10 protein-coding genes are annotated in these 12,028 nt (G+C 23.7%); all 10 read right to left on the bottom strand.

Annotated elements, in window-relative coordinates:
* Window positions 1-663 (bottom strand): DUF3298 and DUF4163 domain-containing protein, encoded by a 663-nt coding sequence (locus HF862_RS01160; protein WP_170186085.1) that lies wholly within the window; start codon window positions 661-663, stop codon window positions 1-3.
* 92 nt (window positions 664-755) lie between these two features.
* Entirely contained in the window at window positions 756-1,637 is an 882-nt protein-coding gene (locus HF862_RS01155; protein ID WP_170186084.1) for an SPFH domain-containing protein, read from the bottom strand.
* A gap of 15 nt (window positions 1,638-1,652) precedes the next feature.
* Complete coding sequence (locus tag HF862_RS01150; protein WP_170186083.1) at window positions 1,653-2,060, bottom strand: NfeD family protein; 408 nt, start codon at window positions 2,058-2,060, stop codon at window positions 1,653-1,655.
* A 60-nt stretch (window positions 2,061-2,120) separates the two neighbouring features.
* Window positions 2,121-3,464: a hypothetical protein gene (locus HF862_RS01145; protein ID WP_170186082.1), complete on the bottom strand. Its 1,344-nt coding sequence runs from the start codon at window positions 3,462-3,464 to the stop codon at window positions 2,121-2,123.
* Window positions 3,461-3,910 (bottom strand): hypothetical protein, encoded by a 450-nt coding sequence (locus HF862_RS01140; RefSeq protein ID WP_170186081.1) that lies wholly within the window; start codon window positions 3,908-3,910, stop codon window positions 3,461-3,463. The genes HF862_RS01145 and HF862_RS01140 overlap by 4 nt, the downstream gene beginning before the upstream one ends.
* Window positions 3,910-5,040, bottom strand: coding sequence for a hypothetical protein (locus HF862_RS01135; protein WP_170186080.1), 1,131 nt, complete (start codon window positions 5,038-5,040; stop codon window positions 3,910-3,912). Before HF862_RS01135 ends, HF862_RS01140 begins: the two co-directional genes overlap by 1 nt.
* Window positions 5,041-5,052: 12 nt before the next feature.
* Window positions 5,053-6,591 (bottom strand): hypothetical protein, encoded by a 1,539-nt coding sequence (locus tag HF862_RS01130; RefSeq protein WP_170186079.1) that lies wholly within the window; start codon window positions 6,589-6,591, stop codon window positions 5,053-5,055.
* Between the two features lie 13 nt (window positions 6,592-6,604).
* A complete protein-coding gene (locus HF862_RS01125) occupies window positions 6,605-7,966 on the bottom strand; it encodes a toxin-antitoxin system YwqK family antitoxin (protein ID WP_170186078.1) in 1,362 nt (453 codons plus the stop codon).
* A 14-nt stretch (window positions 7,967-7,980) separates the two neighbouring features.
* Window positions 7,981-9,753, bottom strand: coding sequence for a hypothetical protein (locus tag HF862_RS01120; RefSeq protein ID WP_170186077.1), 1,773 nt, complete (start codon window positions 9,751-9,753; stop codon window positions 7,981-7,983).
* Between the two features lie 14 nt (window positions 9,754-9,767).
* Window positions 9,768-11,981, bottom strand: coding sequence for a hypothetical protein (locus tag HF862_RS10155; RefSeq protein ID WP_170186076.1), 2,214 nt, complete (start codon window positions 11,979-11,981; stop codon window positions 9,768-9,770).
* Window positions 11,982-12,028: the final 47 nt, after the last annotated feature.

Below are 12,028 nucleotides of genomic sequence, written 5' to 3'. Positions count from 1 at the left end.
CTATATTTTTAAATATTTTTCTATTTGCTCTTTTGTAAATGTAAATTCTGGTGTACCTTCTGAATAAGGTGCTATGGCATATTGTTGGTATCTAATTACAAATTCATTTCCTCTAAAAAACAAAACAGCATTATCCAAATCAACAGCCCTCATTGTTTTTTCACCAAAATAATTAACATCTCTTTTCTCTAAAGGTTTTCTTAACTCAGATTCTATTTTTTTAATTATCTCTTGCTCAAAATATTTTTTCGCTCCTTTAGAAAAAATATCATTAAAAGCTAGATTTTTTCCTGTTTCTGAATTTATATTATAAGAAGTAAGTCCTGTTGTTCCATGAGCTCCTCCTGTATAAAAATAATTCATTACCAAAGTAGATGTTATCCCAAAATTATTTTTGAACTCTTTAAAAATCATCTTAGCTTCATAAGGTCTATTTTTATGTGGATTATTCATTCCCTCTTTTCTAAACCCTTTTATATTATCATTAACAATTTTTTCAATCTCATTATTTACTGATAAAGATTTTTCATTTAAAATAAATTCAGGATATGAAAATTCATATTTATATTTTTCTGTTTCTTCATTTTTTGATATTGTCTTTACATCTACACTAGCTAAAGCTAAAGTAGAAAATAAAAAATAAAATAATAATTTTTTCTTCATAGTAATACTCCTTTGTAATTTAGTCGTTATTTAGAGTTTATTTTTTTATAAAAAGTTTAAAAAAAGAGTTGGTTACCCAACTCTTAAAAAAACTATTTTTTTGTTCCCTCATGAAAAATTTCACTAAATGTTGTAAGATTTTGTAAATCACTAGGAATTATTATTTTTGTAGCTTGTCCATCAGCCACTTTTACAAAAGTTTCCATACTCTTTAGAGCAAGTACAGATTTATCTGCTCCAGCTTCTTTTAAAAGTTTTATTCCCTCTGCTTGAGCATTTTGAATTTTTAATATAGCTTCAGCTCTTCCTTCAGCCTCTCTTATCTCAGCTTCTTTTTTAGCCTCAGCTCTTAATATAGCAGCTTCTTTTTCTCCCTCAGCCACAAGAATAGCTGATTTTTTTTGCCCTTCTGCTTTTAATATTGATTCTCTTCTTTCTCTTTCAGCTTTCATTTGTTTTTCCATAGCATCTTGAATTTCTGCTGGTGGAATAATATTTTTTAATTCCACTCTATTAATTTTTATACCCCAAGGGTCTGTTGCCTCATCTAGTATAGCCCTCATTTTAGTATTTATTGTATCTCTTGAAGTAAGGGTATGGTCAAGCTCCATCTCTCCAATAATATTTCTAAGAGTTGTAGCTGTTAAATTTTCAATAGCATTAAGTGGCCTTTCAACACCATATGTATATAATTTTGGGTCTGTAATTTGAAAATATATAACAGAGTCTATTTGCATAGTAACATTATCTTTTGTAATAACAGGTTGTGGTGGAAAATCCAATACCTGTTCTTTTAAAGAAACTTTTTTAGCAATTCTATCAATGAAAGGTATAAGAATGTTTAAACCAACATCCCAAGTAGTTAAATAAGCTCCTAATCTTTCAATAACATAAGCTTGTGACTGAGCAACTATTCTTATATGAATAGCAGCTAAAATTATAATAACTAAAATTAGTAAAAATATAAAAAGCATTTGTCCCTCCTAATATTATTTAGATTTTTCTAGTATAAGTTTATTTCCTTCTATTTTTTTTACATTAACAATTTCATCAAGAGTAAGTTTTTCTTCAGAAATACCATACCAATATTTCCCATCAAGAAAAACTGTATATATATTCTCTCCTCCTCTCTCTTCAACCTTTTCAATTTTGACTTTTTTATTTTGAATTCTATTTAAGTCCTTACTCTTTCCTTTAAACTTTTTTACAGCTATTTTTCTTATAAAAATTAAAAATATTCCTGAAGTTACTACAAATATATAAAACTGATTCATAAATTCCAATTTATAAAAAAACATAGTTATAAAAGCACCTAAAGAAAACCAAATTGAAATTAGACCAAAACTAATTCCTTCAATTATTAAAAATATAATTCCTATAGCAAACCAAATTTCCATAATCAGTCTTCCCTTTCTTTTTTCTTTTAAGACGATTTTTTATATATATTTGTCTATGGCTTAAAATTTCTGATTTTTTTCTTTTAAAAGATTTCCATTTATATCATAAAATCTTATTATTTTTCTATATATATCGCTATTTTTTATCTCTTCATATTTCATTTTTCCATTCATATAATATTCTCTGTATATAGATAATTGGTCAGGATAAATAGTACTTATGTATTCTTCTTTTCTCTTTCCATTATAATGATAATAAGTTAATACTCTTATTCTAGAATCATTATCCACAAATTGCATTTGAGCTTTTAGTTTTCCATCTAAATAATATTTAGTTTCATCATCAGCCCAATCAGCAGTTTTTGGTCTAAATACTATTAACTTTCCATTATAATATTCTTTTCTTCCTTTACTATTCCCTTCTCCTATTAGTTGTCCAGCTAAATTATAGCTTTTATATGAGTTATTATCATGGATTTCTTTAATCTTTCCATTTTTAAAATAGTATATAATTTTTTCTAAATTTCCATTTACATATATAAATTTTGAAAATAATTTTTTACTATTCCAATAATATTGTTTTTGCTCTCCAACAGCATATCCATTTTTGAAATTAAAATCTGCATAAATATCACCGTTTGGTGAGTAAATTCTATATTTTCCATTATATTTTGTTTTTTCAGATTTTCTTACCCCTTCATAAACTTCATTCCAATCTTTTAATGTTTTTTCAGCTTCTGAAAATAATTTTTGGTCTTCAAGAATCATATTTGTTACTTCTACTCCTTTAGGAGCTCCTGTATCATAATAATTTTTCCAATATCTCATTTCTCCCTTAGAGTAACTTTCCTTAATTAAAGTTTCTCCATAGTATTCTCTAGTTAACTTTTCTTTTCCTGTTAAATTTTTTGTTAAATTTCCATTTATATCATAAGATATATATTGAGAATTATCATGGTCTACTAAATAATATTGTTTTCCATTTGGATAATATACTTTTTCATAAACTTTTTCTCTTCTTCTAAATTTTTCATGGACTATTAATTGTCCACTTGGAAGATACCCTTTTCTTTCTGTAATAAATCCACTTTTGTCAGAAAAAATATCATATATAACATATTCATTCCTATAAAAATTTCCCATAAACCAATCACTGCTAAAATATCCTTGTGATTTTGATTTTCCAGGTACAGTTGTTAAGCCTTGCTTTCTCTCTTTTTCCTCTTGAGATTGTTCCACTTGGAACTTAAATTCCTCTTTTACTTTTGCAACTGGATAAATTATTGGAGAAAGAGCAAAAGCTGCTGCCTCCATTCCATAAGCTCCTACTTCTGTTTTTGGCTCTAAAAAGCTGCAACTACATAAAGTTAAAATTAAACTTCCTAAAACAATTATTTTTTTCACAAATTTTCCTCCTCTCCCTTTTTAGATTCCTCATATTCTTCATATGCCAATCTTTTACATTTTTGAGATTTATATGATAAAATTACTGAAAATAAAATTTTTATACTACTAAATATCATAGGAAGAGAGCCAGACATTATAAAAGTTTTTGTTTCAGAGCTTATACTTCCAGCATCATCAAATCCTAAAAAGAATATTACAGGAACAGTTATTATAATAATCAGAATTAAAAATACTATTCCCCATAATAAATAAGATAAAAAAAACTTTTTTGAATGTTTAATAGTATATTTTTCACTTAACATACAATAAAAAACAAGTATACTAAGGTTAAGTGGAATTGATATAAGATAATTTTTTAAGGTAAATAAGCAGACTATAAATACAAAGGGGTCAAACTTCCAAGTTTTTGTATTTTCCCAAAGTTTATCATATAGATTTTCCATTATTTATCACCTTCTATCACATTTTCATATAATAATTTTTCTGTTTTTCCATAAAACTTTTCTATCTTCTTATCCCCTACTTTTTTTACCTCATAAAATTTCTTTCCATTATTTCTGTATTCTATATAATATTCTATATCACTAATCATCTCTTTATTTTCATGAATAGTTTTAGATTCAAGTTTCCCATTCTCAAAATACTTTTCTGATATAAGTTTTTTATTAGTTTCATCATAATAATTATTTGTATCAAGATTTCCATTTTTATAATATGTTTTTCCAATAGGCATTCTTTTACCAAATAATTCATAATAAGTATATTGAAGATTTCCATTTTCATAATAAATATTTGTTTCTTCTAAATTAGATTTTTTTACTTCTTTTGTTATATATCTTTTAATTCCATTTTCATTATAGTGTTCTTTAATTTCTTCTAATATTTCTTCATTATCAGAATATAAAATTATCTCTTTCTCTTTTATTTTTTTAGTATCTTCATTATACTCTACAGTTTCTCTTCTATTTTTTTCTGTGAAATCATAAGAAGATTTTGGTTCTCCTGAAAAGAAAAATTCATTTTTAATTTTTAATTTTCCATTTTCATCATATTTTTCATAAACTTCTATATCTCCATTTTTAAAATAATACTTTTGCTCCCCTACTTTCATTCCATCTCTATAATTTTCTTCTGCAAAAATATCTTTTGAGTCAATGAAATATATTTTTTTACTTCCATCCAATTTTCCATTTTTATAATTAGATTCTGCTACTATATTCCCATTAACAGAGTATATTTTGTCTACACCATTTTCTACTTTACTCTCTTCTTGGGCAAATCTTTCTATAACATTTCCTCCAATATCATATCTAATATCAGCTTTAGAATTTTCTTGTACTCTTCTTAAAGCACCATTTCTATGATAATACTCCTCTTTTTTTCCCTCTTTTTTATATTTTAAAACTCCGTCAGGATAAAATACCTCTCTATCTGCAGTATATGGAGCTATTCTCTTTTTATATTCTCGATAGTCTTGTATAACTTTTTTATAAGGATAAAATTCACTTCCTATTCCCAATGCAATCAATAAAAATACTATTATTTTAAATTTAATATTATTTTTTTCTTTCATAGATAATTTCTCCTAATATTGATATTCTCTTTTAGATTCTTTCTTCATTTTTCCATCTAAATCATAGGTTCTTATATAATTAAAACCTTTTCCTGTTCTATAATTTGTATGATACTCATCTGAATATCTTTTCTTTCCATTATTATAGTAAATACTATATTCTTCTATTAGGTCTCCATCTTCTTTTCTTAATTCATATTTATATTGAATTTTATTATCTCTATATGCACTTTCGGTTTTTATTTTATTGTCTAATTTTAGACTATATTCTAAATTTCCTTTTTCATCATATCTTTTTAATTCTCTAACCATTATATCTGTTGTATTATCTATTGTTTCTAATTCATCATAATAAATTTTTCCATTTTTATGATAACTTATTTTATGAAATTTAGTAAATTTTTTATTTTCTTCAAATTTAGACTCAAATATAAGTTTTCCCTCAACTGTATATCTTTTTATATTTTTAGGTAACTCAACTTTTGCTTCAAGTCCATCATCATATTCATTTATTAATTTTTTTATGCTTTTCTTATAGATATTAGGATAATATTCTCCTGAAAAAGTTAAAGTTCCATTTTTTGAAAAATACTTTTCTATTGTTTTATTATCTTTAGTAAGATATTTTTCATAAGCTATTTTTCCATCTGGATACTTTATAGTATAAGGAAGATTTTTATTTAATCTTTCCATATAATTTTCATAATCTTTATCTTTATATTCTTTCTTTAAATCATTATTCAAATATATTTTTTCAGAAATTATTTTTTCACTTTCATCAAAATATCTTGTTTCATTATGTAAAATATTATTTTCATCTTTGAAGGTAATATCTTCATATTTTTTATTACCATTCAAATAATATTTTGTTTCTTTATTATCTTCTGTTACAGTCAAAATATTATCTTCAAAATTTATTTGTTTTATGATTTTTTCTTTCTCATTGACTTTATTATAACTTTCATTAACTAAAAGCCCATATTCATATTTTCTAGAAAAATTTTCTAAATTTCCTGTTTTTTCCTCTTTTATATTAATATCATTATAAAATTTAGAATAAAGGTCAGCATCATTTACAAAATTATCTTCTTTTCTATATCTTATTCGTACATCACCATTCACTTCTAATTTTTTATCTAATCTTCCATCAAAAGAAAAATAATTTCTATCATTAGGAATATTGTTATCATTAATAAAAACTATTCTTTCTTGTCCATCTTTTATTAATTTTCTTTGAGATAAAGTTCCGTCCTCATAATATTTTTCTTCTAAATAGGCATCTTCCTCTTCATCATATTTTGTTAATTTTTTTATAGCACCACTTTCATAAAGTTCTTTTTCCTCTGAAATTAATCCATCTCTATAAATTATCTCAAGATAATCTATATTTTCTGGTTTTGTAGCATAAATTAAAGTCCCTGTAAAAACATCATTAATGTCTGGGGAATAATATTTTCCATCTTTAAGGTACAAGTCAGCTCTTTTATCAGGGTGTTTATCTGCTAAAGCTAAAGAAGAGAGAATTAAAAATCCAAGTATTATTTTTTTCATACAATCACCTTATCTATATTTTTTCTAAAAGCTCAATTTCCCTTTCCATAACTCCTTTTTGTGTAAAGTAGTTAAGAGCACGAATTTTATTATAATATATTTCCCAAACTTCTAAATCTTCTTTTTTAATAATTTGTGTATCTTTAAGTTTTCCATCATTATTATATATTTTTCTTTCAATAAAATTATCTGAACCTCTTGCTACTTCTTCTAATTTTAATTTTCCATCTTTATCATAAACCTTAATAGGCCAAACTACTTTTCCCTCATTATATTCTAGTTCTATAAAAGTTTTTCCATTTGGATAATAAACAGTTCTTTTTCCATGAGGTTCCCCATCTTTATAATTTTCCTCTTTAACAAGAACTCCATCTTCTGAAAAATATTTCTCTTTAGAAAAATTATCTTCATATATAAATTCCATATCTATATTTCCATTTGGATAGTAACTTTTATGATGTTCTATTTTATCATTTTTATATTTTGTTTCCATATAAAGTTTTCCATTTTTATCATATTCAATTTCAAATACTCTTTCTCCTTTTTTATATTCAACCTCTTTTTCAAGTCTTTTATCACTTGTATAATATTTTGCTATTCCATTTTTTTGCCCATGTTTATAAGGAATTTCTGCATATCCACCACCATAAGTTTCAGTCTCAACACCATTTCTCGAAAAATCTTTTCCTCTTGTATAATTTGTCATCATTTTACTAGTTAGAGATGAAAGTAAATTTATTATAATATATACAACTATAACTTTTCCGATAATTTTTAAAATAGATTTTTTAGTAGCTTCTCTCTGATATTCCTCCACTATAAGCTTTTCTTTAAAAGTTTCTTTTAATATTACTAAAAATTTTTCAAAATTTTCTTCTTCTTTTGTAATTTTTTCAATAGAGTTAGGATTTTTTATTTCTGTATCTAAAGTGATGTTTTCTCCATTATACTTTATTATCCCTATCTCTACTTTATTTTTTATTTGAGAAACTCTAATTGTTGCAATATCATCAAAATATACTTTTTTAAATAATTTTATTTTTATATACGAGTTATCAAAATATATTTTAATTACTCTTTGTTTTAATGTTATAATAAGTGCAATCATATATATAATTGCTATAATATTAATTACAGACAATACAGGGCTTAATACATATTCCATAAAATTTTTATAATAAAAAACAGGTTTACTAATTATATAAAATATTATATAAAATCCTAATATAGTAACAATATGCAGAAAAATAAAGATATAAATTTTATTTTTAGAAAAATTAAATTTCTCCATATTTTTTAAATTAAACATTATCTCATTCTTTTTCTTTAAACCACTTTCTAAATAATCTAGTACAATACTTTTTTGATTTTCCATATTCTCCTCCATAATTAAATATTTTCTCTTCTAATCTCATTCCAATTTTCATCATAATAAATTAACTGCTTTTCTCTTAAACTTTCATCACTATTATAAATATTAAGAGTTCTTGTTTTATAATTTAAACTTTCCATTTTAAAATATACTTTTCCATTTCTATAATATCCTTCATATAAATAATCTACATCATTTTTATCACTTAGGTGTTTTTTCATTGCTCCATTATCAAAATACTCTTTTCTTTCTCTTATATCTCTATTTTGTAAATATTCTTTTATTAAACTCCCTTTTGGATTATATTCTTTTTTAATATTTTGATATTCATTACCTTTTAAATCATAGTATGTAATTCTTTCATTTCTAATATTTCCACTTTTAAAATATACTTTTTCTATTTCTTTAATCATTTTATCTTCTTTAATTTTTTCACGAGAAGATACAACTCTATTATCAACATAGTATTCATTAAATAGTCTATCTTGAGTAAAAATTCCTTTATATTTTAATTTTCCATTTGTCTCATATTCTTCTATTTCATAATCTAAATTTATTTTACAATATTTATTACTATTAATTATTTTCCCGTTATTTTTTGCTTGAGTTTCATTAGAATCTATAAATAATTCTAATTGTCCTTCTCTATCTAACTTTTTATCTCTTTGGAAAGTTGCGATAGTTCTTTTTATATCATCTAAGTTAAACTCTTCTTTTATAGAATATTTTACTTTTCCATTTTTATGGTATTTATTCTTTGTAAAAATTATTTTATTATTCTCTATTTTATAATCTTTATCAAAAATTAATTTTCCCCTATCATCATATTTTTTTATCTTATTAAAAGCTATCACTCTATATTTGTCTGGAGAAGAAAGTGTAGAATTTATTAGTACCTCTACAATATAATTTTCCTCATAACCTTGGATTTTATAAACTGCTCTATCATTTTTTAAAATAAGTTCTTTTGTTATAAATTTTTCATTTAAAAATGGTAAATCTCCTTCTGTTGAAGATATTATTTTTTCTTTATTCCAATAAGGATTTCCATTTTGTAAATATTCAAACTCTTCACTCAATATTTCTTCTAAAGCATCTGATTCTAAAGCCCAAAAATTTTCTGTTTCCAAAATTGTCTTATCCTCATTATATAGAGTTCCATTTATTTCTTTTAAAGTCCCATCTTCATAATAAACTTTATTTTCATTTTTACTTTTCTCTGTCTTTATTCCATCTTCTATTCTTATCTCTTTATTATTTATATAATCTTTTGTGTAATCTAACATTAGATTTTCTTCCATATCATAAGAATTATACTGATAAATATATTTTTGGTCACCAAATCTAATTTTTTGTTGAGGACTATTGACACATTCTATAATTTTTTCTTTATCTAATTTTATTTTTGTAAAAGTGTGGCTTTCTTTGATTTTTTTATTACTATAATATTCTTCATTCATTGATTTATCGGACATTAATTTTGAAACATTATAACTTCCATCAAATTTGTAAATAACCTTCTCCAAAAAAACTTTATTTACATCAAAAGTAAATTCTGATACAAGAAAATTATCATAAATTCTATTTTTCTTCCCTGAAATTTTTATTCCATCTTTTATCTGGTCTACTTCTATAAAATTAGAACTTCTTGAAAATGCTTCTCCATTAAAAAGTTTTTCACTATTTTTTTCATAATATCTATTATTTTTAAAATCTAAATCTTCTATTGAAATTTCATTTCCTAATAGAAAATTAAAGATTATAAACATACCTAAAATTATCTTTTTCATTTTCATCCTTTCATCTAATAATTAGATTTTTCTAAAACTTCTTCCCAATCATTATAAGTTGTTATTTCGTTACCTCTATATGTATTACTTTCTTTTCCTATTATATTTTCTGCATAGTCATAATACTCTATAATAAAACTATCAGCTGTTGTATAAGTCTTTGTTTCTACATCTCCTGTTACATAATATTTTATAGTAACTTTTTCTGTATCTGAGCTAAAAATATTTTCTTTTTTATTGATAATCTCTTCAGAAATTTTTTGTCCATCTTCATCATAAACAATAGTTTTATCTAAAGTTTTTTCTTCCATTATTTGTCCATTTATATAATATTTTATATATTCATCATTAGAGATTTTTTTCTCTTTTATATTGCCATTAGAGTAATATATAATATTATCGGAAGTTTTTAAATTTCCATTCAAATAATAAGATTCATTTTTTATTTTTTCACTATTTGTATCATAGTAACTTTTACTCTTTAATTTTCCATTTGTATAATAACTATATATATTATTTACATTGGAATTATTTTCTGATATAGATTTTGTTTTTAATTTATTGTCTCTATAATATGTTGTTCCTTCTAAAGTATCATAGTTTATAGAAGATTTTAAGTTTCCATTAGAGTAATATTCTTTGTATTCTCCAACTAATATTCCATCTTTATAATTTCCAGCAATTTTTAAATTTCCGTTAGGATAATATCTTAAATACTCACCATCTTTTATCTGTTTTTCTTCATCTATATAGAAAGTTTTTCCTGCTAATTTTCCATTAGGATAATATCTTTCCTCTGTTTTTGTTTTACCATTTTCATCTCTTATATCAAGATACATAGTTTTGCCATCTTCATAATAACTTTTTTCAAGGGTAATTACATCATTTCTCAATATTCTTTCATATTTTAAATTTCCATTAGGATAATAAATTTTTATATCTGTTGGTAAATTATGTCCAAATTTATTCTTTTCATATTTTATTTTATATACTGGAGAACCATCTTCTCTATACATCTCTGTATCTCCAATCAATCTTTTTCCCTTATCATATGTTCCACGAAATGCTAATTTTCCATTAGAAAAATGTACTTCACAATTTCCACGAATCTCTACTGCTGAAAAATATTTTGGAAGATATTGTTTCTCGTCTATTAATTCTTTTCCTATTGTATAAACTTCCTTTTTAGGTTTATAAAATCTTTCATAAGCCAACTCACCATTAGGAGCATATCTTTTTTCAATGATATTTTCTCCCTCCATTTTTTCTTCATTTCTCAATTTCCCGTTAGGATACCAAGTTTTTGTAGAATTGACATCTATATACTCACTAATAATATATTCATTATTTGGAAATTCTAGCCAATAATCTTTTTTCTTTTCTTGGAAACCATCTTTATAAAATTTTTCAGAAACTAATAATCCATTTTTATATCTTTTGAACACTCCCTCTGCTTTATTATTTTTTGAAGGTTCCTCTAATTCTACTAAGCCATAATCATTATACTTGACACCACTATCTAAATAAAAATCTTTTGAGATTATATCCTTATGTAAATTTCCATTTTTATCTTCATATTCTAATTGATATTTATTTTTTGTATCACTTTTAGAAATATTTATAATATTATCTGTTATCTCTTTATTATAAAAATCATTTAATGAAGTTACAAATAAATTCTTTTGGACTTCTCCACTTTCATTGTAAACTTTACTTTCCTCTGTTAAATTACCATTTTCATCATAAATTAATTCCTGTTTTAAGGCTCCATCTTTATAAGATATATATTTTCCAATATATTTAGAATCTTTCTTTGTGTATTCCTCATAAGTTTCTATATCTTTCTTTTCCAAAACTTTTTGTGTAATTTTATTATTTCCATCATCTATATATTTCTTTTTAATCTCTCCAGATATAGTGTATTCAATATTATAAACTGAAATTAATCTATCAGATTTTATATTTCTATTTCTTTTTGTTTCTGATTTTATATTACCATTTTTATAATAATATTTATTTTCTATCTTTTCTATGCCATTACTTTTATCTATTGTTTCTTCAAAAGCAAGTTTTCCATTTGGATAATATATTTTTACATAACTTATTCCATCTTTTATTACTTTTTCAGCTTTCAATTTTCCATCTAAATAAAAGATTTTTTCATTTCCTGTTTTTTCTCCATTTATATATTGAACTTCTTTAGTACCACTTTTAAAAGTCTTATACACATTTCCTGTATATAAACTTTTATCAGATTTTTTCTACATTTTATTAT

It is taken from the genome of Fusobacterium sp. FSA-380-WT-3A (assembly GCF_012843705.1).
Lineage (GTDB): Bacteria > Fusobacteriota > Fusobacteriia > Fusobacteriales > Fusobacteriaceae > Fusobacterium_B.
The sequence above is the reverse complement of the archived record's forward strand: the minus strand, read 5'-3'. Positions and strand labels throughout refer to the sequence as shown.